The organism is uncultured Phenylobacterium sp. (genome assembly GCF_902826855.1).
Classification (GTDB): Bacteria; Pseudomonadota; Alphaproteobacteria; order Caulobacterales; family Caulobacteraceae; genus Phenylobacterium.
On the sequence record NZ_CADEGK010000029.1, the window covers coordinates 1 to 21,449 of the forward strand.

Consider the following 21,449-nt stretch of genomic DNA (forward strand, 5'->3'; position numbering starts at 1 on the left):
CGCTTCCGGTGATCCGCATGACGTAGCGGTGGTTGGTGTCGCAGAGATCCTTGTTCTCGTTGACCAGCGCCTGACGCATTCGGCTGGCGTGTTCTTCGTCGATGCAGAAGACGATGGTCTTCTGGAAACGGTCGCCGCTCTCTTTGAGGAACTCAGTGACCTTGGCTGCCACCAGCTTGGTTCGGTCGTCCAACACCAGCGTGCGGTCGAAGTCGCGGGCGTTGTAGATGCGATCCTCGATCTCGTTGCCGTCGCGCTCGAGCTGTCCCTTCTCAGGGCGATATCCTTCGACGTCGCGGTCGACGTGAACCTTGATGACCTTGTAGGGAGCCAGGAAGCCGTCCGAGATCCCTTGGCGCAGGGAGTAGGTGTAGATGGGCTCGCCAAAGTAGGCGCTGTTGGAGGCGTATTCGGTCTCCTTTGGGGTCGCCGTGAGGCCGATCTGCGTTGCGCCGGAAAAGTGCGTGAGGATCTCGCGCCAGGCCGCATCGTCGGCGGCGCTGCCGCGGTGGCATTCGTCGATGACAATCAGGTCGAAGAAGCCGGGCGAGAAGTCCTTGTAGATCTTCTGGCGTTCCTCAGGTCCCGTGATCGCCTGATAGAGGCCCAGGTAGATCTCGAAGGCGGTGTCGACGCGGCGCTTACTGTCCATGGCGAGTGTGAGGTCGACCTCGGTCCCATCCGCACGCTCGATGGTCTTCGCCTTTTTGGACAGCTTCGCCATCGCCGGCCCGAACGGGCGGAAGTCGTTGACCATCGTCTGGTCGACCAGGATGTTCCGGTCGGCGAGAAACAGGATCCGCTTCTTCTGTCCGGCCTTCCAGAGCCGCCAGATGATCTGGAATGCCGTGTAGGTCTTGCCCGTGCCCGTCGCCATGACCAGCAGGACGCGGTCGCGACCCTTGGCGATGGCCTCGATGGCGGCGTTGACGGCGCTGACTTGGTAGTACCGGGGCGCCTTGCCGCTGCCGTCGTCGAAGTAGTCCTGGAGGACTACCTCTTCCGCGTCCGGCGTCAGACCTTTCCAGGCGCAGTAACGTTTCCAGAGTTCACCGGGCGACGGGAAAGCGTCCAGACCGATATCGGTCTCCTTCTGGACGCTCGCGCCGGTGCGGTCGTGGAAGAGGAAGCCGTCCCCATTCGACGAGAACACGAACGGCAGGTTGAGGATGTCGGCGTATTCCAGCGCCTGCTGCATGCCGTCGCCGACGGCGTGGCGGTTGTCCTTGGCCTCGATGATGCCGATGGGCACGTTGGGTTTGATGTAGAGGATGTAGTCCGCGCGCTTGGCTTTGCCGCGTGCGATAAGCTTCCCGCGGACCATGATCCGGCCCTTGGTGAAGAAGACTTCCTCTAGGAATTGCGTCTGCTCATCCCAACCGGCAACCCGCAGCGCCGGTGTGATGTACTTCGTGCAGATGTCGCGTTCCGACAGCGCCCGCTTATCCATGGCGGCCGTCAAACGTCGGTCCTGAACTGCAGCTGTTGGTCAAGACGTTCCCCCGCCGCGACTTCAGCGCGAGCGCGGCGTTAGCGTCAACCGGCAGCCGCATTCGCTACGATCGATTAGACAGGCCGAGGGCGGTCGTCGAGAGACTGGAAACGCCGTCCAAAGGGCCGTTACATGGGCGGCGCTGAAAAGGCGATCTGCAACGCGGGTTCGTTTTTGGGGTGAAAAAGGGACCGTTGGTACCATTGTTGGTACTCCAGCAATGGTGAGTCCATTTTACCTAGTGAGTGTGAGTCCTGCCGGGCCGACGAGCGAGGGCAACGAGATTGCACCTATCAGCGTCGACTTTCGGGCATGGAACCGGCGTCCCTCTTGGCGCGACGCTGGCTGATCATAGGTCGCGCGTTGGAAGTCCGCGAAGCCGCAGGCCACAGGCTTCCCGCGGGAGCCCTGAAACGGCTCGTCCCTAATCCGCGCAATAAAGCGGGGCTGGGGAACCTGGCATACAGGTCAGCCGATCCTGCAATCCGCTGTCGAGGCAGAAGAAGCGCCGCCCGCGGCGACGATGGGGCTCGCCGGGCGGAGGTCGGGTCGGCAAGAGGAGTTAAACTGAGAGTTGCCAGATATAGATCTTATCTGGTAGCTATCAGTTATGGACCTTAACCCAATTCCTTCCACATTCGTTTCAGACGACATCGACCGAATTACCGCCGGCAAGGTCCCGCGGGCGACCATCCATGATTGGACTCGGCGTGGGTTTTTGAGCGAGGGGGTCGGCGGTCGCAGGCCGATCCGTCGGGACTTGAAAGAGACCGCCACTATCTTGGCGATGGGGGCGCTTAACGGGCTGCACATCGGGCCTCTGAAGGGCGGGGTGCTGGCCAAGTCCATGGCCGTGGTGATCCTCGCACATGCCCAGCGCGAGCCTGGGGCGGTGTTGGATCCCAGTGGTAGGTACCGCGAACTGCCGATCAAGGCTGGCGCGCTGGAAATGAGGCGCTTCGTCGTCACGGTCGACGGCGAGAATTGGGAATGGACAGAGTCCGTTGACAAGGCGCTGGCCGACCTCGGCGCGCGCGCGGCGGTAGTCGTCGACCTGCATGCGCTAGCCGTCGATTTGGTCCGACGTGCCGACAAGCCTCTTTGGACCGTGAGAGAGGTCCAATGACCCGCAACCCGACTCAAGCCGACGTCCAGCGAGTCCTGCGCGCCGCCCGCAAAGAGGGGGCAGAGCGCGTTACGGTGCGGACTGCGGCAGGCGATTACCTCATCGACCTTAAGACCGGGGCAGGGGACGACGCGACGCCTCCTGAGGTCCTGAGCGAGCTCGAAAGGCACTTCCGTGGCAAAGCCTAGCAGTCCCTATCCAAAGGGCGTCTGGTTCGCCTCAAAGAGCCTGAGCGATGGCCGCCGGGTCAAGTACGGCTACTTTGGCCGGGGGCCTGGCACGCAGGGTTTGGGGCTCGCCGGGTCGCCTGAGTTCTTCGCCCGCCTGGCTGAGGTGCTGCGTCGGGAGCCGGTCGACGGGACCGTCAATCACCTCCTGTGGGCCTACCGCCAGAAGGTCCTTCCGGGCCTCAGCGAGCGCACTCAAGCTGACTACCGCAAGCGACTGGACATGATCGCCAAACAGTTCGGCCCGCTCTCACTGCGCGCTATGAGTTCGGACGCAATCGGGCCGCACATTGCCGCATGGCGGGATGGCATGGCGTCCACCCCTAGGCAGGCCGATTACGCCATGCAGGTCCTGAGCGCCGTCTTGTCGTGGGGGGCAAGCGGGTCACAAAGGAAGGTCGCGAAGAACCAGGCTCTCGGCTTCGAGCGCCTCTATCACGCCGACCGGCGCGAGAAAGTGTGGACCCAGGATCACGTCGACGCCTTCCTGAAGGTGGCGCCGGAACCTCTGCGGCGGGCGCTCATCCTCGCCGCCGAAACCGGTCAGCGGCAGGGAGACCTGCTGCGGCTCACATGGAGTGGGGTGAAGGCCCAGCACATCGAACTGCGGCAGCGCAAGACAAGCGTCGACGTCGCGGTGGCGATTTCTCCGGCATTGCGGCTCTGCCTTGACGCCGCGCCGCGCGGCGCTGCTGTGACCCTGCTGACAACGGGGCAGGGGCTTCCATGGGACCCGAAAGGGAATGGCTTCCGTTCAGCATGGCAGGACGCGTGCAAGGCCGCCGGGGTGAAGGGCGTCACCTTCCACGATCTCCGCGGAACCTTCGCCACCCGCCGGCTTGCGGACGGCTGGACACCCCAGGATGTGGCCTATTGCACGGGGCATTCTCTGCGCGATCTGGGTTCACTCGACAAATACATTGACCGGAAGAGCGTCGCTGCAGCCCGCGCGATCGACATGGCCCAGCGGACAGATCGGGGCGCAAAGTGAACGACTTCTGCAAACCGGTCTGCAAACTGCAGAATAGTCGCCGCGGTAAGTGTCTGAAAAACTTTGGAGGCCCGACCGGGAATCGAACCCGGGTGCACGGATTTGCAGTCCGCTGCGTCACCACTCCGCCATCGGGCCACCAGAGCGCGCGGTGCTATCAGACCCGCCATCCGGCCGCAATTGCCTTGCCGACCCGCCGCGCCAAGGCGGCCATGGCTTCGCTGCCCTGCAGGTTAGGTGTCAGCCCTATTTGCTGACGGCGCAGCGGCGCCTATAACCCCGCGCACGGACTTCCGCGCCGAAGGATTCTAGATGGCCGACCTCGCCGCCGCACGGCTGAACATGGTGGAGAGCCAGGTGCGCACCGCCGACGTGACCGACCTGCGCATCCAGGACGCCATGCGCGCCCTGCCGCGTGAACGGTTCATGCCGGAGGGCCGCGCGTTCCAGGCCTATGCCGATCTTGAGGTCGAGTACGCCCCCGGCCGCTGGCTGCTGAAGCCGCGCGATGTGGCCAAGCTGATCCAGGCGCTGCGGCCGCTGCCCGGCGAGGCCGCGCTCGCGATCTCGGCGCCCTATGCGGGGGCGGTGCTGGAGGCGCTGGGGCTGGGCGTGACACAGATCGACGCTGCGGACGACCTCCCGGCGGGTTCGTTCGACATCGTTGTCTGCGAGGGCGCCGTGACCCGCGCGCCGACCGCCTGGACGGCGCTGCTGGCGACCAACGGCCGTCTGGGCGTGGTCGAACGCGTCGGCCCGGTGGGCAAGGCGTGTCTCTACGTGAAGGCGGCGGACGGCGTTGGCCGCCGCGAGCTGTTCGACGGATTTCCCCCGCTGCTGGCCGGCTTCGAGCCGGAACTCGGTTTCGCCTTCTAGGGACTCCTGAAACACCTACGAAACCAGGGCGTGAAAAAAGCTTAAGGTGACGCAGCTTGGTCCAGACGGCAGACGACGCCTATAGAACGTGTCTCTCGCGAGCTCGGGGATAACGAATGTCGATGAACCTCCGCGGCCGCCTGTTGGCCGCGACCTTGTGTGCGGGCGCGCTTGGCGTCGCAATTCCCGCCGGCGCGGAGACCTTGGCTGACGCCATTGCGCTGGCCTACCAGAACAACCCGACCCTGCAGGCGCAACGCGCGACGCAACGCGCGCTCGACGAGAACTATGTCCAGGCCCGCACCGGCTGGCGGCCGACGCTCAGTTTCAGCGGATCGTGGAGCTACAGTGAACAGGCGACGCCGGTTAAGGTCGCCCTGGCCACGGGCGCATTCGACCGCAATGGCGATGGGATTCCCGACGGCGGCGGAAGGCAGGACTCCGCTCTGACCCGCGGTGGCCTCACCTTCAATCAGCCGCTGTGGACGGGCGGTCGGGTGGCAGCCGCCGTGAACGCCGCCAATGCCGATGTCCTGGCGGGCCGGGAAAACCTGCGCCGGATTGAGGCCCAGGTGCTGGTCTCCGTGATCCAGGCCTATTCCGACACCCGCCGAGACCAGGAGGCCCTACGGATCCGCCAGCGGAACGTCGAGGTCCTGACCCGGCAACTGCAGGAGTCCCAGGCGCGCTTCGACGTCGGCGAGGTGACCCGCACCGACGTTGCCCAATCCCAGGCCCGCCTCTCCCAGGCCCAGGCCCTGCTGGCCTCGGCCGTCGCCCAGTTGGCGATCACGCGGGCCGGTTACGCCGCCCTGGTCGGACAGAACCCAGGTGAGCTGGCGCCGGAGCCCTCCCTGGCCTACCTGCTGCCAACAGACCCGGACGAGGCCTACAAGGTCGCCGAGGATTTCAACCCGCAGCTCCGCGCCCAGAAGTTCACCGAGCAGGCCAGCCGCGCTCGCGTCGCCGGCGCCCGCGCCGAGCGGATGCCCACCGTCGGCATTCAGGCGAGCGTCGACTTCCGCAACCAGGTTCGCGAAGAGATCTGGGAACGGGACTTCTTCGCACGCGGTTCGACCCTGGGCGTGGGCGTGAACGTGCCCCTGTTCTCCGGCGGCCTCGTCTCCTCGCGGGTCCGCCAGTCGATCGAGCGCAACAACGCCGACCGGATCACGATCGAGGGTGTCCGCCGCAATGTCCTGCAGGGCGTCACGCAGTTCTGGAGCCAGCTGATCGCGGCCCGGGCCAACATCGCTTCCAGCGAGGAGCAGGTTCGAGCCGCCGCGATCGCCGCCGAAGGCACGCGCCAGGAACAGCAGGTCGGCCTGCGCACGACCATCGATGTGCTGAACGCCGAGCAGGAGCTGCGCCAGGCGGAGCTCAACCAGGTGACTTCGCGCCGTGACGAGTATGTGGCCGCCGCCAACGTGCTGGCCACCATGGGCCGGCTCGAAGCCAGGAACCTGATCCCGTCGCAGCCGCAATACGACGCGGGGAAGAACTTCCGGAGGCTGCGGATGACCTGGGGCTGGGTGCCCTGGGAAGAGCCGGTGGCGATCGTCGACCAGGTCGCCACGCCCTGGCCGTCGACGCCCCCGTCAGCGAAGCCAGTGGAAAAGCCCATCGCACCGGGTCTGGAACCTCCGCCCTCCGTCGCGGCGCCTACCCTGCGTTGACGCGGTGTTAGCCGGGAAATTGCAGGATCGTCCCCACACGCTTAGGGTCTGAGCGCAGAATCTCACGGGCGGCACTCATGTCAGAACAGTCCTCACAAGAACCGACGATGGAGGAGATCCTCGCCTCTATCCGCCGGATCATCTCCGAGGACGATACGCCGTCCGCCGAAGGGGCTGCTCCGGCCGCCGAGGCGGCTAAGCCTGAGCCCGAACCGGCGCCGGCCGCGGCCGCGCCGGAGCCGAGGTCCGACCCGGAGCCTGCGCCCGAACCGGAGCCCGTGGCCGCCGCGCCGCCCGAACCCGTAGCCGCCGTCGTCGCGCCGGTCGCCGCGCCGGAAGAGGATGAGGACGACGACGATCTCGAACTCACGCAGAAGGTTGAGACCCACGGCGACCTCGATGTCGTAGCGCCTACGGAGCCTGAGCCGCCCCGGCCGCCGCCCGTGGCCGCCCTGGTCAGCGAGCAGGCTGCCGCCGTGGCTGCCGCCAGCTTCGAAAAGCTCAGCGCCACCATCGCCATGCCGGCCGCCGGCCGCACCCTCGAGGACCTGGTTCGCGAGATGCTGCGCCCGATGCTGCAGGAATGGCTCGATGAGAACCTGCCCGGAATCGTCCAGGAGACTGTCCAGGCCGAGGTCGAGCGTATCTCCCGCAGCCGAGTACGGTAGGGCCCCCAGATCGCTCCCTTAAAAGGGGCGATCGAAGCTGATTGAGGGGAGCTTCCGCCCAGCGGTTCCGGCTGACGCCGCTCCGGCGCCGGTCGGGCTCTGCGACGCCCTTCTGAGCGGGCCTTTCCGTCGCCTTCGGCCACCTCCCCCGACGGGGAGGATTTGCTGTATTGCAGCCGCTCGTTCAGAAGACCGCCCACCATGCTCGACAAGACCTTCGATCCCAAGACCGCCGAACCCCGCCTCTACGAGGCCTGGGAGCGCTCAGGCGGCTTCGCGCCCGTCGACGACCCGAACGCCGAGCCGTTCTCCATCGTCATCCCGCCCCCGAACGTGACCGGCTCGCTGCACATCGGCCATGCGCTGAACAACACGCTGCAGGATGTGCTGATCCGCTTCGAGCGCATGCGCGGCAAGGCGGCGCTGTGGCTCCCCGGCACCGACCATGCCGGCATCGCAACCCAGATGGTGGTCGAGCGCCAATTGGCCGAGGCGGGCAATCGGAGCCGCCGCGACATGGGCCGCGAGGAGTTCGTCGCCAAGGTCTGGGAGTGGAAGGCAAAGTCCGGTGGGACCATCGTCAACCAGTTGCGCCGGCTGGGCGCGAGCTGCGACTGGAGCCGCGAGCGCTTCACCCTGGATGAGGGCCTGTCGAACGCGGTCCGCAAGGTGTTTGTGACACTCTACAAGCAGAAGCTCATCTACCGCGACAAGCGGCTGGTGAACTGGGATCCGCACTTCCAGACCGCAATCTCCGACCTGGAGGTCGAGCAGCGGGAGGTCGACGGCCACTACTGGCACTTCGCCTATCCGCTGGAGGACGGCTCGGGCGAGATCATCGTGGCCACCACCCGGCCGGAGACCATGCTGGCCGACACCGCCGTCGCCGTCCACCCGAAGGACCAGCGCTATACGGCCGTGATCGGAAAGGCCGTGCGCCTCCCGATCGTGAACCGGCCGATCCCGATCATCGCCGACGAGTACCCGGACCCGGAGAAGGGCTCGGGCGCGGTGAAGATCACGCCCGCGCACGACTTCAACGACTTCCAGGTCGGCAAGCGCCACAACCTGCCGGTCATCAACATCCTCGACGACTTCGCCCGCCTGAACGACAACGCGCCGCCCGAGTACCGGGGCCTGGACCGCTTCGCCGCGCGCAAGAAGGTGATCGAGCAGTTCGAGGCCCTTGGCCTGCTGCGCGAGGTCGAGAAGACCCGCCACACGGTGCCGCACGGCGACCGCTCCGGCGTCGTCGTGGAGCCCTATCTTACCGACCAGTGGTACGTCGCCGCCGACGTGCTGGCGAAGCCTGCCATCGAGGCCGTGGAGCAGGGCAAGACCGTCTTCGTCCCGAAGAACTGGGAGAAGACCTACTTCGAGTGGATGCGGAACATCCAACCGTGGTGCGTCAGCCGCCAGCTGTGGTGGGGCCACCGCATCCCGGCATGGTACGGCCCCGACGGCAAGGCGTTCGTGGAGGAGACCGAGGCCGAGGCGAAGCGCCAAGCCGAGGAACATTACGGCCGGCCCACCGACCTCAAGCAGGACGAGGACGTCCTCGATACCTGGTTCTCATCGGGCCTGTGGCCGTTCTCCACGCTGGGCTGGCCGGAGAAAACGGACGACCTCGCGCGGTTCTACCCGACCCACACCCTGATCACCGGGTTCGACATCATCTTCTTCTGGGTCGCCCGGATGATGATGCAGGGCCTCCACTTCACCGGCGAGGTTCCGTTCAAGCGCGTGTTCATCAACGCCCTGGTGCGTGACGCCACCGGGGCAAAGATGTCCAAGTCCAAGGGCAACGTCATGGATCCCCTGGAAATGGTGGACGACTACGGCGCCGACGCGCTGCGCTTCACGCTGACGGCCATGTCCGGCCAGGCTCGCGACATCAAGCTGAGCCGCCAGCGGATCGAAGGCTACCGCAACTTCGGCACCAAGCTGTGGACCGCCCCCCGGTCCTGCCAGATCAACGGCTGCGCCCGGGCCGCCGGCTTCGACCCGGCCACGGTGAAGGCGCCGCTGAACCGCTGGATCGTCGGCGAGACCACACGAACCGCCCAATCGGTCACTGCGGCCCTGGCCGGCTGCGGTTTCGGCGATGCCTCCGAGACCCTCTACCGCTTCATCTGGAACCAGTTCTGCGATTGGTACGTGGAGTTCGCCAAGCCGCTACTCACCGGCGCCGACGAAGCCGCCAAGGCGGAGACCCAGGCCACTACGGCCTGGGCGCTGGACGTGATCCTTAAGCTGCTACACCCGGTGATGCCGTTCATCACCGAGGAACTGTGGGCCCAGACCGCCGACCTGGGCGCCCCGCGCGCCGAGACCGGCTTCCTGATGACGGCGCGATTCCCCGAGCTCTCCAGCGACCTGATCGACCCGGCCGCCGACGCCGAGATCGCACTGCTGATCGCCGCCATCACCGAGGGTCGCTCGGTTCGCCAGGAGCTCAACGTCCCGGCTAGCGCGCAACCGGCGCTGCTGGTGGTCGAAACCAGCGACGCCCAGCGCAGGGTGCTCACCGAGAACGCGCCTCTGGTCGCTCGCCTGCTGCGGGTCTCGGAGGTGCGGTTCGTGGAGGTCGCCCCGGAGGGCTCTATCCCCTTTGTGGTCGAGGGGGCGACCCTGGCCCTGCCGGTGGCCGAGTTCATCGACATCGCCGCCGAACGCGCCCGCCTGACCAAGGAGGTCGCCAGCCTGGCCGGAGACATCGCCAAGACCGCCGGCAAGCTGGCCAACCCCGACTTCGTCGCCCGCGCGCCGGAGGAGGTGGTGGAAGAGAACCGCGAGCGGCTGGCAGACGCCGAAGCCGCTAAGGCCAAGCTGGAGGGGGCGCTTGCGAGACTGGGTGCGGCGGCCTAGGGCTGCCAGCCGACCCAGATTGCAGGGATACGCAAGCTACGTGTTTGCCCTTGCGATGGCGTTAAATCGCCTTCTAGATGCCTCAAATCAGAAAAGGTCTCGCTTACCCACATCCGGAGGCAGAACTGCGCCGTATGGTGGTTAATCAGCTGAACTCTGAATATAACAAATGTTGATATCGAACGCGGGAGGGCGTCTGTCCCATGATACGCAAGTTGCTACTAGCCTCGGTCCTGTTTCCACTCGCGCTCACGGGAGGCGCCGCGATCGCAGCGGACCACGCTGAGTCGCCCGGCGCCGACGCCGATCCGGCGGCGGATCTTGCCGACGTCTTCCTGTTCATCTCTCCGGAGAACCCCAACCGTCTGGTGGGCTCGATCACCTTTGGCGGGCGGCCAGCGCCGCGCTCACGCACCGACGTCGTCTATTGTGATCCGAAGGTGATCTATGTCCTGAACATCGGTCGCGCCACAGCGGCCGGCACGTTCACCAACCAGCCCACCCTCAAGGTGACCGCAAGGTTCGCGGGCGACGGCCTCGGACGCTGCGGCATCAAGATCGAAGGGGTGCCCGGCGCGGGCGGCAACATCATGGGAGCGACGGAAACCGTTCTCACCTCGAGCACGGGCCTTCGCGCCTTCGCCGGCCGGCGGAACGACCCGTTCTTCTTCGATGCCGAGGGCTACAACGGCATGATCGCCGCCTTTGCGAACCCGCCGCCTGCGGGCGGATACCTCGTCAACGCCTTCGGCCTCGGCTCACGGCCCCGGCGCGACTCGTTCGCCAACCGCAACATCACTGCGATCGTCTTCGAAATGGACGTGAACGCGGTGGCGCCGGCGGTGAACGGCGTCCGACCGAAGATCCAAGCCTGGGCGACGACCGCCCGTCGTCCGTAATCCGAGGCCGCGAAAAATGAACAAGATCATGAAGTCTTCCGGTGCTCTCGCCGGTCTCACTTCGCTCGTCCTGCTGAGCGCCTGTGGCGGCGGCGGCGGATCCGACAGGCCTGCGCCGGGGCCTGACACGCCCCGCGTCGCCGAATTCCAGTTCGATCCGACGCCGGCCGACTCGCCGCTGTACACCCGGGTGGATCGCACCGGCGCGCCGGCGGTCGGGACCGCCCTGTTGTCCAGGAACTCCACCCCGACCATCACCGGCGTGGGCGGCGGCATCCTCAATCCAGGGATCCCCACCAACCCCTTCAACGACCAGCGCGACCAGCTGAACCGGGGCGACCCGGTCAACGACTTCGCCGACTTCGCCGGCACCTTCGTCGCCGGCCCGCAGCCCAACTCGCTCCAGAATATCCACTTCAAGCTTAACGCCGAACTGCAGGCGCTGGGGCTGACGCCTTGCTCCACGGTGCCTGCGGGCGGCGCGGCCACCAAGGCGGACGTCAACGTCGATACGTGCGTCGCGCAGGCGGCCCCCGCCATCCTGCCCGATGTCATCACCTACGACTTCGCCGCCCCGGAGGGCTTCCCGAACGGCCGGACCTTCGACGACCCGGTGGTCGACCGGCTGCTGTCGGCGGCGTTGCTCCAGCTGACAGCCACGGGTGGGCCGCACACCATCGACGCGCTCACCGGCGTCATCGACCCTTGGAACGGCCCGACCGGCGCCCCTTGTCCCGCCCCCTGCCGCTCGACCGGCGATGAGACGGGTACGCTTCAACCGACGACCTTCCCGTACCTGCGCCCCCTTCTTCCGTGATCGGAGCGTTCCTGGTAGCCGCGCGGCATCGCCGAGCCGGAGTTGAAGACCCTGCCGTCATCGAAAGAGCCCGCCCCTCACGGGGGCGGGCTTGACGGCGCCGGCGTACGCCCGGTCTCCGTTCGTCTGGCTTTCCGCAGGCGCGATGGCGGGGATCCTCCTGGCGTTGCTCGGTTGGATCGGGCTGGCAGGCCAGCCGCCCGTGGCAGCTAAGGTCGCGGCCGCGCCCGCAGGAACGATTACCAAGCCGACATTCGAAAGGGTCGCCGCCGACAACAACGAGGCCATCGCATCGGGCGAGGCGATGGTCGCGGGTCCGCTGCAGAGCACACTGGTGGCCCTGGAGCTGGTCAACCTTTACACGGAACGGGCGAGGCTGACCGGCAGCTATGACGACTACGGTCGAGCGGAAAGCCTGCTCAACCGCCTCCAGGCGCAGTTCAGCGGATCCGAAGGCGTCTGCATGGCGACGGCGAGGCTGCACTATGCCCTGCACCGCTTGGCCAAGGCGAAGGAGGTTCTGGACGGATGCCCGGGCCTTGCCGGGACCGTCGAAGACCTGTCGAAGCGCGCAGATATCGCGTTCTATTCCGGGCGCTACAAGGACGCCGGGATCATCTACCGCGCGATCGTAAACCAGGTCGGCACGCCTCAGGCCTACATCCAACTGGCGCTGTTCGCCGCCAAGACCGGCTCCCCGGGCGAAGCGCTGGCGTTCCTGGAGGCCGCCGAGCACCGCTACCACGGAGGATCGGCCCTGCAGGAAAGTTGGCTCGCCCTGCAACGCGGCCTGATCGAAATGGACCGGGGGCGCTACGCTGAGGCCCACGCCATGTTCGCCCTGGCCGACGAACGCCTCCCCGGCTACTGGCTGAACGAGGAGCACATAGCCGAGATCGTCGCCCTCAAGGGCGACACCGCGGCCGCCAAGCGCATCCTTGAGAGCGTGGTCAAGAAGACCACCGCACCAGAATACCTCGACGCGCTGGGCGCAATCGAGGCCGAGGCCGGCAATTCCGAAGCAGCCAAGCAGTTGTTCGACCGCGCCGAAACCATCTACGTCGAGCGCGCCCGGCGCTTCCCCGAAGCGAACGCTGGCCATGCGCTGGATCACTACCTGGACGACGCGCCGCGGCCGACAAAGGCGCTGACCCTGGCGCAGGCAAACTATCGGAACCGACCTTACGGCGACGCTGCGATCCAACTCGCGAAGGCCCTTCTGCTGAACGGCCGTCCCGCGGAGGCGGCGCGCCTGCTTGAGGAGGAACTGGCCAAAGGTTGGGACACCGCCGAAACCTGGTGGACGTTGTCCCTGGCGGCCCAAGCCGCGGGCGATCCTGCGCGCGCCAAGACGGCCGGTCTGGAGGCGACCCGGCGCAACCGGTACAGCTCAACCCAGTACGCTTTCGACTTCTGACGGCTGAGCCTACCGTTCACTCCAGCTCGGGCGTCAGATGCTCATGCTTGCCGTGCCTGTGGTCGGCGGCCGGCCCATGATCGCCATTCGGGGCGACGGCGATGAGGTTCAGCTCGCCGAAGCGCACCCCGCGTTCAGCGCGGATGGCGTCGGCCAGGGACCGGACCTGATCTGTGCGACCCTTGAGCATCACGCTTTCCAGGCAATGCTCGTGGTCGAGGTGGATGTGGATGGTGGCGACGACCAGGTCGTGGTGCTGGTGACTCAGTTCGGTCAGCCGCTGAGCCAGAGTCCTGACGTGGTGATTGTACACGTAGGAGAGGTTGGCCACGCAGTCACCGTCCGAAGCCGCCGCCTCACGACGGGTCGCAATGGCCTTGCGCACCAGGTCCCGCACCGCTTCCGACCGGCTGCCGTAGCCCTGTTCGGTCGCCAGTTGATCGAAGGCCTCAGCCAGGCTCTCGTCGAGGGAAATCGTCACCCGCTGCATAGGCCCTCCAGGCGAGCGCGAGCATAGGCGCTGGCTTGGAGGTCACCAAGCGCTGGCGCTGCCGGGTGAAGTCCGGCATGTAGGAAATATCAGCACAAAGTTCCTACGGCGAGATGCGCCTCCATGCTGCGGACCCTTACCATTGCCGCTCTCTTTGCTCTGGCGCCGATATCTGCATTCGCGGAGGTGGCCGATGAAGCGCCGATCGAGACGGGCGCCGTCGAGGAGATCTACGTCTGGGGCAAGCGCGAGGGTCGAATCGGCGAGGCGACCACGGCGAGCGAGGGCCAAGTGTCCTTCGGCGCCTACTCCAATCGCCCGCTGCTGCGGCCAGGCGAACTGGCCGAGGTGGTGCCCGGGCTGGCGGCGACCCAGCACTCCGGCTCCGGCAAAGCCAACCAGTTCTTCCTGCGCGGCTTCAACCTGGACCACGGGACAGACTTCTCCATCTCGCTCGACGGCGTGCCGCTGAACCTGCGCTCCCACGCCCATGGTCAGGGCTATCTGGACATCAACGGGACGACCCCTGAGCTGGTCCAGACGATCGACTACCGCAAGGGACCCTACTTCGCCCAGGTCGGCGACTTCTCGGCGGCCGGGACTGCGGCCTTCCGCACCTTCGATACCCTGCCGGAGAGCTTCATTCAGGCCCAGGTCGGCGAGAACAGGTTCGGCCGCGTCGTCGCCGGGCTGAACGTCGGCTCCGGCCTGCTGGGCCTCGATCTCACCACCTCGGACGGACCATGGGTGCGCGAGGAGAACCTGCGGAAGGTCAGCGCGCTGGGCCGCTTCGATCTCGCTGGCTGGTCGGTCACCGCGCTCGCCTACGACGCCAAGTGGGACTCGACCGACCAGATCCCGCGGCGTGCGCTCCGCGCCGGAACCCTCTCGCGGCTCGGAACGATCGACACCACCGACGGTGGCAAGACCAGCCGCTTCATCCTCTCCGCCCGCCGCCATCCCGACGCAGACAGCGACCTCGTCGTCTACCTCCAGCGCTACAAGCTGAACCTCTGGTCGAACTTCACGTACTTCCTCGATGATCCAGTCAACGGCGACCAGTTCGAGCAGGCCGAAAGCCGCTGGATCGCGGGGGCGTCGGGCTACCGCACTTGGCGTCCGTCAGAGTCTTGGACGGTCCGCCTCGGCGCCGAGACGCGGCTGGACGACATCGGCCCCATCGGCCTCTACCGCACGCGCGTCCGCCAGCGCCTCTCCACCGATCGGCGCGACGAGTTGCGGGAATTGTCAGGCGGCGTATGGGCGACCGCCGCCTGGGCGTCGGGCCCGTTCCGCGCCAGCCTGGGTCTGCGCGCCGATGCGATCCACGTGGACGTGGACTCCGGCAACCCGCTCAATTCGGGTGAGGCGACAGACGCCCTGTTGAGCCCGAAGCTCACCCTGGCCTGGCGGGTCTCCCCCAGCGTTGAGCTCTATGCCGACGCCGGACGCGGATTTCACTCCAACGACGCGCGGGGGGCCGTCCAGCGGATCTCGCCGACCACGTCCGATCCGGTGGAGAAAGTACCGCTGTTCGCCGCCGCCGACGGGGCGGAGCTGGGCGCGCGGTTCGAGCAGGGCGGCTTTTCGGCCAGCGTTGCGCTCTGGGCCCTGAGGCTGGAGTCCGAGCTGGTCTACGTCGGCGACGCCGGCGACACGGAGAGCACCGATGGCACCAAGCGTCTCGGCGTCGAGGTGCTGGCGAGCTGGTCGCCGCGGCCGGGGCTGAACTTTGACGTCTCGGGCGCCGCCACGCGCGCTCGCTATCGCGGTGACCCGCCGGACGGCGACCGCATCCCCAACGCCCTGGAGTACGTCATCACCGCCGGCGCCACGGCGCGGGTGCTGCCCGACGGCGTGCTCCAGGCCAATCTGCGCCGCCTCGGCCCGGCGCCGCTGATCGAGGACGACTCGGCGCGCTCCAAGTCGGCGACAGTGGTGAACCTCGCCTACACCCACACCTTCGGACCGGTGGCGGTCACGCTGGATGTCCTCAACCTGCTGGATAGCCGGGACAACGACATCACCTACTTCTACGCCTCGCGACTGCCCGGAGAACCCGCGGAGGGCGTCGAGGACATCCACTTCCACCCGATCGAGCCGCGGCAGGTCCGCGTGGGCCTGAGGTACGCCTTCTAGGCTCGGCGGCGCCCGCAGCGCCGACAGTCTGGCCGGTACCAGCTATCAAGGCTGCGGAGTGTTCAGAGCGAGTTGAAGACGCTGAAGACGAGAGCTGACGTCCTGCTGGTCGCGCGTGGCGTCTTCGACAGCCGCGCCAAGGCGCGCGCCGCCATCGAGGCGGGCGGCGTGACCGCCGATGGCCGGGTGGTCGCCAAGGCCTCCGAGTTGATCGCCGACGACGCGCAGGTCCAGGCGACGCCGGCACACCCCTGGGTCGGCCGCGGCGCCTTGAAGCTGGTGCACGCCCTCGACCTGTGGCCGATCGCCGTCGACGGTCGGGTCGTGCTGGACGTGGGTGCATCCACGGGCGGATTCACCGAAGTCTGCCTCGCCCGCGGCGCGGCGCGCGTCTATGCGGTGGATGTTGGCCGCGGACAGCTGCACCCGAGCATCGGTTCGGATCCGCGCGTCCTCGCACTGGAGGCCACCGACGCCCGTCACCTGACCTCGGCGCTGATCCCCGAGTCCCCCGAGTTGATCGTCGCCGACGTCAGCTTCATCGCACTGGAGAAGGCGCTACCAGCGGCGCTCGGTCTGGCGTCGGCAGGCGCCGACCTCATCGCGCTGGTGAAACCGCAGTTCGAAGTCGGTCGCGAGCGGGTGGGGAAGGGCGGTATCGTCACCGACGCGGAGGCCCGGGCCGGCGCCCTCACGGCGGTGAAGGCCTTCCTCGCCGCCGGCGGGTGGGCCGTCCAGGCCAGCACCGACAGCCCCATCGAGGGCGGCGACGGCAACCGCGAATACCTGCTGTGGGCGGTGAAGTCCCAGCCACCGCTCATCCCGGATGAGTGGGTCTGTCAGTCGACGACGGCGTAGCGGCCGGTGGCGTCGCGACAGACGCGCACGAAGCGAGTCTGGGTGCGGCCGTCCGGCATGTAGATCGGGCTCTCGGCCAGGGTGCAGCCGTCCCCACCGGCCGGCTGTTCGGCCACGCGGTAGCGTTCGCCGCGGCCATCGGTGGCGTAGGCATCGGCGCGGGCCTCGCCGGCGGCGGCGTCTGCGCCGGCATAGGCGTCGCGGCTGTAGTAGCTCGACTCGGCGCGGGGCGCGGGGGCGGGCGGGGCGCCCACCGACGGGTCGGAGGTGCAGGCGGCGGATCTGTTGCCCACCACGCCGCCGGCGATCGCCCCCAGCAAGCCGCCCAGCAGAGCGCCTTCCGTCCGCGCGTTGCGCGCCGCCACATTGGAGCCGATCACCGCGCCGGCGCCGCCGCCCAGCACCGCGCCAACCGTGCCGCGCCCGGTTTGTTCGCGCTTGCAGGCGTCGTAGTAGTAGCCGTTAGGGCTCTGGGCGGTGTAGTTGCCGGGCTGGCGCCCGTAGGACTGGGCGCTCGCGGCGCCCGCGGCCAGCGCGAGCAAGCCCACCAGGGCGTAGGTGACACGCTTGGACATTGGTGATTCCTCGTCGATGTGCTTGCTGGCCTTACGGCGAAGCTTGAGTGGAAGATGCGTGGCCGAAGCTGAACGGTCGTTGAGAATCTCGTTCATGTTCGTTCATTTTTCCCTAAGACCCACTGCGCCCGCAGTTCCCAAATGAGGGGCCCGCGCCATCGCCAGCGGGCCCGCCCCGACCGTCGCCCCGACCCGCGCCCGCCGCCTGGGCCGCCCGCCGAGTTCACCATCGCCAGCGTCGGCGGAGAGGGTGACGGCGTGGCCCCGGGCCCGGTTTTTGTGCCCTTCACCCTCCCAGGCGAGCGGGTGGTGGCGCAGGGTTCGGGCGAGCGGCGCGAGCTGCTCGACGTCGCGACCCCCAGCGTCCAGCGCATCGCCCCGGCCTGCCCCTATTTCGGGACCTGCGGCGGCTGCGCCTTGCAGCACTGGGCGCACGCGCCGTACCTCGCCTGGAAGGTCGAGAGGCTGGCCGGCACCTTGGCGCGCGAGCGGATCGAGACTCAAATCCTGCCGCCCTTCGCCGCCGAACCCGGCACACGGCGACGCGTGACGCTGCATGCGCGGCGAGGCGACCGCGGCCAGGCGCGCCTGGGCTACAAGCAGCGAAAGTCCTGGGACCTGGTCGACATCGACCTCTGCCCGATCGCCGACCCGAAGATCCAGGCTGCACTCCCGGCCCTGAAGCGCCTGGCGGCGCCGCTGTTCGAGCATCCCAAGTCCGCCCCCTCGCTGCACGTGACCCTCACCGCCACCGGCCTCGACATCGACATCACGGGCGTCGAAGCCAGGAGCGGCGGACTGTCCGCCGACGCCCGCGTCCAGCTGGCTGAGCGGGCGGCCGAGGCTGACTTCGCCCGCGTAACGCTGGCCGGAGAGGCCGCCTACATGGCGCGCCTGCCGCAGGTGCGGCTGGGCCCGGCCGTCGTCGCCCTGCCGCCCGGCGCCTTCCTCCAGGCCACCAGGGCGGCGGAAACCGCCATGGCCGACTTCGTCGCCGGCGCGGCCGCCGGCGCGACCCGCATCGCCGACCTCTACTGCGGGGTCGGAACGTTCACCTTCCGCCTGGCGGAGATTGCGCCCGTGCACGCCGCGGACGCCGCCCCTGACGCCGTGGCGGCGCTGATGGCGGCGCTGTCGAGCGCGCCGGGCCTGAAGGGCGTCACGGCTGAGACCCGCGATCTGGCGCGCCGGCCGCTTCTGGCCCACGACCTGCGTCACACGGATGTGGTGGTGTTCGATCCGCCCCGGGCCGGCGCCGCCGAACAGGCGCGGGAGCTGGCCGCCTCGGGCGCGGCCCGGGTGATCGGCGTGTCGTGCAACCCCGCTACCTTCGCGCGCGACGCGCGCACCCTGCTAGACGCCGGCTTCAGGCTGGAGCGCGTGCTCCCGGTCGATCAGTTCCTCTGGTCGCCGCACGTCGAGCTGGTAGGCGTCTTCGAGCGCTGAACGCTACTGGCCGCCGCCAAGCGGATTTGGCGCCCGCGCCTCGCGGCGACCGTGCAACCGCTCACGCTCCTGGCGCAGCCGGTCTACCTCGGCCGACAGGTCGGCGATCTCGGACGTGAGTTGGGCGACGCGGGCCTTCAGGTAGGCGTTCTCGCGCGCCAGCGCGTCTCCGACGCTCATCGACGCAGCCGAATGCCGAACAGCGTGAAGGCGAGGGGCAGGGCGATGGCGATCCCGGCGAATACCAGTGCGGCGATGAACATCCACGTTCCTGAGACGACGCGACCGGCGCGCCAGTGTTGAAATGAAATGGCGAGTGTTCGGTTCAATACAAGCGGGGGCCGATATGAAATAATGACCGAGCTCACGAAATAGTGGAAGCGGAACAAAAGAAATCAAGTTCTGCAAAACCGACCCCGTGATACAGATATCGAAGTCGCGGAATTTTCGCCGCGGATAGAATTCGGAGCCGCAGGACGATGGCCAAGGGTCAGAAGAAGTCGAACAAGGAGGCCCGCAAACCCAAGCAGGCCAAGGCCAAGCCCGCCGAGGCGCCGCTGTTCAAGACCATGGGCAACAAGTGAACTTCCTCTCCCTGCTGTTCCGGCCCTCGGTGGCCGACCGGGAAATCCGCGCCGAGATCTGGCGGCTGGGGTCGCGGCATGTCGGCTGGCCGCTGGAGGGCGCGATCGCCGAACTCAAGGAGCCCGGCCTGCCCGCGGGTCGCGCGGTGCTGCTGCGCGCCTGCATCCAGCGCCTGCGCGCGCAAGCCGCATGAGCCATCCCATTCGCATCGGCGGCGCGCGCTACGCTCCCGCGGTCCACGGCGGCCTCGTCGACTCCCGCTCCACCAGCGCCCCAGGCTCCAAAGCCCCGCGGCCCACCCTGAACGACCGCCGCAGCACACGGTAGTTCCTCAACTCCTCCCCCCGTGCAGCGGGGGAGGAAATGGGCCGCGACCGCGCTACGATGACTGTTCGCTCCCAAATAGGTCCATCTGTCCGCCGGGCTTGGGCGGCACGCGGAATTTGCCCATGTCCAGCGATCCCCAGCCCTGGTCGAGGCCGTAGCGCTTCTTGGCGGCGGCAAATCGGGTCGCCATCAGGTCGCCGACGGGGCCCTGGCCCTTCATCCGCGCGCCCCACTCGGCGTCGTAATCCTTGCCGCCCCGCATCTGGCGGACCAGCGACATGACGCGTCGCGCCCGGTCGGCGTGGTCGGTCTCCAGCCACTCGCGGAACAGGTCCTTGATCTCCCGAGGCAGCCGCAACGCGACGTAGCCTGCGCCACTCGCGCCGGCTTCGGCGGCGCGCTGCAGCACCGCCTCCATTTCGTGGTCGTTCAGCCCGGGGATGGCCGGCGCGAACATCACCGTCACGGGCACGCCGGCCGCGCTAAGCCTGCGCACCGCGTCGATCCGCTTCTCCGGCGTCGCGGCGCGCGGCTCCATGGAACGGGCGAGCTTGCGGTCCAGGCTGGTGATCGACACCGCCACCCGCACCAGGCCCTCGGCCGCCGCCGGAGCCAGCAGGTCCAGGTCGCGCAGGACCAGCGCTGACTTGGTGATAACCGAGAACGGGTGGCGGAACCGGGCCAGCACCTCGATGATCCCGCGGGTGATCCGGAGCTTCCGCTCCTGCGGCTGGTAAGGGTCGGTATTGCCGCCGATGTGGATAAGTTCGGGGCGATAGCGCGGCTTCGACAGCTCCGCCTCCAGCAGGCGCGCGGCCTCTGGCTTGAAGTACAGCTTCGATTCGAAGTCGAGGCCGGGCGAGAGCCCCATGTAGGCGTGTGCGGGGCGCGCGTAGCAGTAAATGCAGCCGTGCTCGCAGCCACGGTACGGGTTGATCGAGGCCGAGAAGCCGACGTCCGGGCTGTCGTTTCGGCTGATGATGACCTTGGCCTTCTCCGGACTCACGCTCGTCTCAAGCTGCGCGGGCTCCACGTCTTCCGCCGTCCAGCCGTCGTCGAAAGCCTCCCTTGCGTACGACTCAAACCTGCCCGAGGTGTTGGATCGGGCGCCCCGGCCGCGGACAACCGGAATTTGGGAACTGAAGCCGGACATGCCAAAGGGGTACGGCTTGTGGTAGAACAAAACAAGAACTATTAATGCCTTGACCGTCGTAGCGAGGTTGCGGAGCCTCGTCAGTTGAATGGGAGGGGTGCGTGGGGCTGAGCCTTTGGGTTGGCATGCTGTCACAGACGGACCCGGCGGAGCGTCCGGGCCTGCGGGAGGAGATCGCGCTCCTCAACGAGGTACTGCTCCAACGAGGCCTACCGAGGCACAATGAGCCGGAAGATTTGCCGGACGACGCGGTGTTTGAGGCTCAGATGCTGGGCTACAGCGGACTGCATTACGTCCGTCGCCTGGCGGCGCATCATATGCTGACGGGATGCCTCCCGGCTCCCGCAACCCACGACGATGCGGCGGATGATCCCCTTATCCTCGAGGCCAACAATGCGGTGATGATGGGGCGCCGGCGGCCGCGCCGTGGCGGTTGGGTAAGCAGATTGCTCGGCCGTAGGTCGGTGGTTCCGCCGGTGTACAGCCACCTGTTGCTGCATTCGGACTGTGAGGGCTTCTATGTGCCGCAGGACTTCCCCCAGGTCATTCTTGATGACGCCGAGCCCCAGCGTCCGTCGTTGGGCGGTATGGTTGGTTCAAGCGTGAGGCTGTTGGCGGAGTGTCATGCGCTTGCAGGTCTCATCGGCCTGCCGGCGGACATTGACGTTGAGAGTGAGGAGCTGTGGAAAGTGGCCGATCAACCGGCGAAGGATGGGCCGCTCTGGAAGGTCTATGGCGCAGAAGCATTCGGACTCGCGCGATTGATCCGCGGCTGCGAGGTCTCCATCCGCCACGGCGCCCTCCTGGTCTTCTGCTGAG

22 protein-coding genes and 1 tRNA gene are annotated in these 21,449 nt (G+C 67.4%); 16 read left to right on the forward strand and 7 right to left on the reverse strand.

Translation table 11 applies throughout. From position 1 onward, the window contains the following. On the reverse strand, positions 1–1,450 hold a 1,450-nt coding region (gene hsdR, locus QZV94_RS06315; RefSeq protein ID WP_293676958.1), incomplete at its 3' end, for an EcoAI/FtnUII family type I restriction enzme subunit R. A gap of 802 nt (positions 1,451–2,252) precedes the next feature. Here hsdR and QZV94_RS06320 point away from each other — a divergent pair. Then, entirely contained in the window at positions 2,253–2,618 is a 366-nt protein-coding gene (locus tag QZV94_RS06320; protein WP_293676959.1) for a hypothetical protein, read from the forward strand. 288 nt (positions 2,619–2,906) lie between these two features. Beyond that, on the forward strand, positions 2,907–3,836 hold the full coding sequence (locus tag QZV94_RS06325) for a tyrosine-type recombinase/integrase (protein WP_293676960.1): 930 nt from the start codon (positions 2,907–2,909) through the stop codon (positions 3,834–3,836). Positions 3,837–3,900: 64 nt separating this feature from the next. On the opposite strand, the gene QZV94_RS06330 is transcribed toward QZV94_RS06325, so the two are convergent. Then, positions 3,901–3,974, reverse strand: a tRNA-Cys gene (locus tag QZV94_RS06330). Positions 3,975–4,148: 174 nt separating this feature from the next. On the opposite strand from QZV94_RS06330, the gene QZV94_RS06335 reads away from it, so the two are divergent. The 7 genes from QZV94_RS06335 (at position 4,149) to QZV94_RS06365 (ending at position 13,057) form a co-directional block, all read left to right on the forward strand. Beyond that, positions 4,149–4,712 (forward strand): protein-L-isoaspartate O-methyltransferase, encoded by a 564-nt coding sequence (locus QZV94_RS06335; protein ID WP_293676961.1) that lies wholly within the window; start codon positions 4,149–4,151, stop codon positions 4,710–4,712. 116 nt (positions 4,713–4,828) lie between these two features. Beyond that, entirely contained in the window at positions 4,829–6,388 is a 1,560-nt protein-coding gene (locus tag QZV94_RS06340) for a TolC family outer membrane protein (protein WP_293676962.1), read from the forward strand. 77 nt (positions 6,389–6,465) lie between these two features. Next, positions 6,466–7,056 (forward strand): DUF2497 domain-containing protein, encoded by a 591-nt coding sequence (locus QZV94_RS06345; protein ID WP_293676963.1) that lies wholly within the window; start codon positions 6,466–6,468, stop codon positions 7,054–7,056. 201 nt (positions 7,057–7,257) lie between these two features. Continuing rightward, entirely contained in the window at positions 7,258–9,924 is a 2,667-nt protein-coding gene (locus QZV94_RS06350) for a valine--tRNA ligase (protein WP_293676964.1), read from the forward strand. A gap of 203 nt (positions 9,925–10,127) precedes the next feature. After that, positions 10,128–10,823, forward strand: a complete 696-nt coding sequence (locus QZV94_RS06355) for a DUF4331 family protein (RefSeq protein ID WP_293676965.1) — start codon at positions 10,128–10,130, stop codon at positions 10,821–10,823. Positions 10,824–10,851: 28 nt separating this feature from the next. Further along, positions 10,852–11,640, forward strand: coding sequence for a hypothetical protein (locus QZV94_RS06360; RefSeq protein WP_293676966.1), 789 nt, complete (start codon positions 10,852–10,854; stop codon positions 11,638–11,640). 145 nt (positions 11,641–11,785) lie between these two features. Further along, a complete protein-coding gene (locus tag QZV94_RS06365; protein WP_293676967.1) occupies positions 11,786–13,057 on the forward strand; it encodes a hypothetical protein in 1,272 nt (423 codons plus the stop codon). 16 nt (positions 13,058–13,073) lie between these two features. Here the strand turns inward: QZV94_RS06365 and nikR are convergent, their stop codons facing one another. Continuing rightward, on the reverse strand, positions 13,074–13,547 hold the full coding sequence (gene nikR / locus QZV94_RS06370; RefSeq protein ID WP_293676968.1) for a nickel-responsive transcriptional regulator NikR: 474 nt from the start codon (positions 13,545–13,547) through the stop codon (positions 13,074–13,076). Between the two features lie 123 nt (positions 13,548–13,670). Here nikR and QZV94_RS06375 point away from each other — a divergent pair, with 123 nt between their 5' ends. Both QZV94_RS06375 and QZV94_RS06380 read left to right on the forward strand, forming a co-directional pair. Beyond that, on the forward strand, positions 13,671–15,686 hold the full coding sequence (locus QZV94_RS06375; protein ID WP_293676969.1) for a TonB-dependent receptor: 2,016 nt from the start codon (positions 13,671–13,673) through the stop codon (positions 15,684–15,686). 72 nt (positions 15,687–15,758) lie between these two features. Next, the gene (locus tag QZV94_RS06380; RefSeq protein ID WP_293676970.1) at positions 15,759–16,544 is read left to right on the forward strand and encodes a TlyA family RNA methyltransferase; all 786 of its coding nucleotides are present in this window, start codon (positions 15,759–15,761) and stop codon (positions 16,542–16,544) included. On the opposite strand, the gene QZV94_RS06385 is transcribed toward QZV94_RS06380, so the two are convergent. Further along, positions 16,526–17,119, reverse strand: coding sequence for a glycine zipper 2TM domain-containing protein (locus QZV94_RS06385; RefSeq protein WP_293676971.1), 594 nt, complete (start codon positions 17,117–17,119; stop codon positions 16,526–16,528). The two genes, QZV94_RS06380 and QZV94_RS06385, sit on opposite strands and share 19 nt — an antisense overlap. Before the next feature lie 141 nt (positions 17,120–17,260). On the opposite strand from QZV94_RS06385, the gene QZV94_RS06390 reads away from it, so the two are divergent. Continuing rightward, complete coding sequence (locus QZV94_RS06390) at positions 17,261–18,565, forward strand: class I SAM-dependent RNA methyltransferase (protein ID WP_293676972.1); 1,305 nt, start codon at positions 17,261–17,263, stop codon at positions 18,563–18,565. Positions 18,566–18,568: 3 nt separating this feature from the next. Here the strand turns inward: QZV94_RS06390 and QZV94_RS06395 are convergent, their stop codons facing one another. Both QZV94_RS06395 and QZV94_RS06400 read right to left on the reverse strand, forming a co-directional pair. Beyond that, the gene (locus QZV94_RS06395; RefSeq protein WP_293676973.1) at positions 18,569–18,745 is read right to left on the reverse strand and encodes a hypothetical protein; all 177 of its coding nucleotides are present in this window, start codon (positions 18,743–18,745) and stop codon (positions 18,569–18,571) included. Continuing rightward, positions 18,742–18,933, reverse strand: coding sequence for a hypothetical protein (locus QZV94_RS06400; protein ID WP_293676974.1), 192 nt, complete (start codon positions 18,931–18,933; stop codon positions 18,742–18,744). The genes QZV94_RS06395 and QZV94_RS06400 overlap by 4 nt, the downstream gene beginning before the upstream one ends. Before the next feature lie 111 nt (positions 18,934–19,044). Between QZV94_RS06400 and QZV94_RS06405 the strand changes: the two genes are divergently transcribed. Genes QZV94_RS06405 through QZV94_RS06415 form a run of 3 tightly spaced genes read left to right on the forward strand, consistent with a single transcriptional unit; the run spans position 19,045 to position 19,477 of the window. Further along, a complete protein-coding gene (locus tag QZV94_RS06405; protein ID WP_293676975.1) occupies positions 19,045–19,149 on the forward strand; it encodes a hypothetical protein in 105 nt (34 codons plus the stop codon). After that, a complete protein-coding gene (locus tag QZV94_RS06410; RefSeq protein ID WP_293676976.1) occupies positions 19,146–19,343 on the forward strand; it encodes a hypothetical protein in 198 nt (65 codons plus the stop codon). Before QZV94_RS06405 ends, QZV94_RS06410 begins: the two co-directional genes overlap by 4 nt. Next, entirely contained in the window at positions 19,340–19,477 is a 138-nt protein-coding gene (locus tag QZV94_RS06415) for a hypothetical protein (RefSeq protein WP_293676977.1), read from the forward strand. Before QZV94_RS06410 ends, QZV94_RS06415 begins: the two co-directional genes overlap by 4 nt. 52 nt (positions 19,478–19,529) lie before the next feature. Here the strand turns inward: QZV94_RS06415 and QZV94_RS06420 are convergent, their stop codons facing one another. Then, the gene (locus QZV94_RS06420) at positions 19,530–20,630 is read right to left on the reverse strand and encodes a PA0069 family radical SAM protein (protein WP_293676978.1); all 1,101 of its coding nucleotides are present in this window, start codon (positions 20,628–20,630) and stop codon (positions 19,530–19,532) included. A gap of 101 nt (positions 20,631–20,731) precedes the next feature. Between QZV94_RS06420 and QZV94_RS06425 the strand changes: the two genes are divergently transcribed. Further along, entirely contained in the window at positions 20,732–21,448 is a 717-nt protein-coding gene (locus QZV94_RS06425; protein ID WP_293676979.1) for a hypothetical protein, read from the forward strand. Position 21,449: the final 1 nt, after the last annotated feature.

What these genes read in the sequence shown, in the direction of transcription:
- QZV94_RS06360 (WP_293676966.1), top strand. Translation starts at nt 10,852, where the DNA reads ATGAAGTCTTCCGGTGCTCTCGCCGGTCTCACTTCGCTCGTCCTGCTG.
- QZV94_RS06335 (WP_293676961.1), top strand. Translation starts at nt 4,149, where the DNA reads ATGGCCGACCTCGCCGCCGCACGGCTGAACATGGTGGAGAGCCAGGTG.
- QZV94_RS06345 (WP_293676963.1), top strand. Translation starts at nt 6,466, where the DNA reads ATGTCAGAACAGTCCTCACAAGAACCGACGATGGAGGAGATCCTCGCC.
- QZV94_RS06350 (WP_293676964.1), top strand. Translation starts at nt 7,258, where the DNA reads ATGCTCGACAAGACCTTCGATCCCAAGACCGCCGAACCCCGCCTCTAC.
- QZV94_RS06415 (WP_293676977.1), top strand. Translation starts at nt 19,340, where the DNA reads ATGAGCCATCCCATTCGCATCGGCGGCGCGCGCTACGCTCCCGCGGTC.
- QZV94_RS06340 (WP_293676962.1), top strand. Translation starts at nt 4,829, where the DNA reads ATGTCGATGAACCTCCGCGGCCGCCTGTTGGCCGCGACCTTGTGTGCG.
- QZV94_RS06355 (WP_293676965.1), top strand. Translation starts at nt 10,128, where the DNA reads ATGATACGCAAGTTGCTACTAGCCTCGGTCCTGTTTCCACTCGCGCTC.
- QZV94_RS06375 (WP_293676969.1), top strand. Translation starts at nt 13,671, where the DNA reads ATGCTGCGGACCCTTACCATTGCCGCTCTCTTTGCTCTGGCGCCGATA.
- QZV94_RS06385 (WP_293676971.1), bottom strand. Translation starts at nt 17,119, where the DNA reads ATGTCCAAGCGTGTCACCTACGCCCTGGTGGGCTTGCTCGCGCTGGCC.
- QZV94_RS06390 (WP_293676972.1), top strand. Translation starts at nt 17,261, where the DNA reads ATGAGGGGCCCGCGCCATCGCCAGCGGGCCCGCCCCGACCGTCGCCCC.
- nikR (WP_293676968.1), bottom strand. Translation starts at nt 13,547, where the DNA reads ATGCAGCGGGTGACGATTTCCCTCGACGAGAGCCTGGCTGAGGCCTTC.
- QZV94_RS06365 (WP_293676967.1), top strand. Translation starts at nt 11,786, where the DNA reads ATGGCGGGGATCCTCCTGGCGTTGCTCGGTTGGATCGGGCTGGCAGGC.
- QZV94_RS06395 (WP_293676973.1), bottom strand. Translation starts at nt 18,745, where the DNA reads ATGAGCGTCGGAGACGCGCTGGCGCGCGAGAACGCCTACCTGAAGGCC.
- QZV94_RS06405 (WP_293676975.1), top strand. Translation starts at nt 19,045, where the DNA reads ATGGCCAAGGGTCAGAAGAAGTCGAACAAGGAGGCCCGCAAACCCAAG.
- QZV94_RS06420 (WP_293676978.1), bottom strand. Translation starts at nt 20,630, where the DNA reads ATGTCCGGCTTCAGTTCCCAAATTCCGGTTGTCCGCGGCCGGGGCGCC.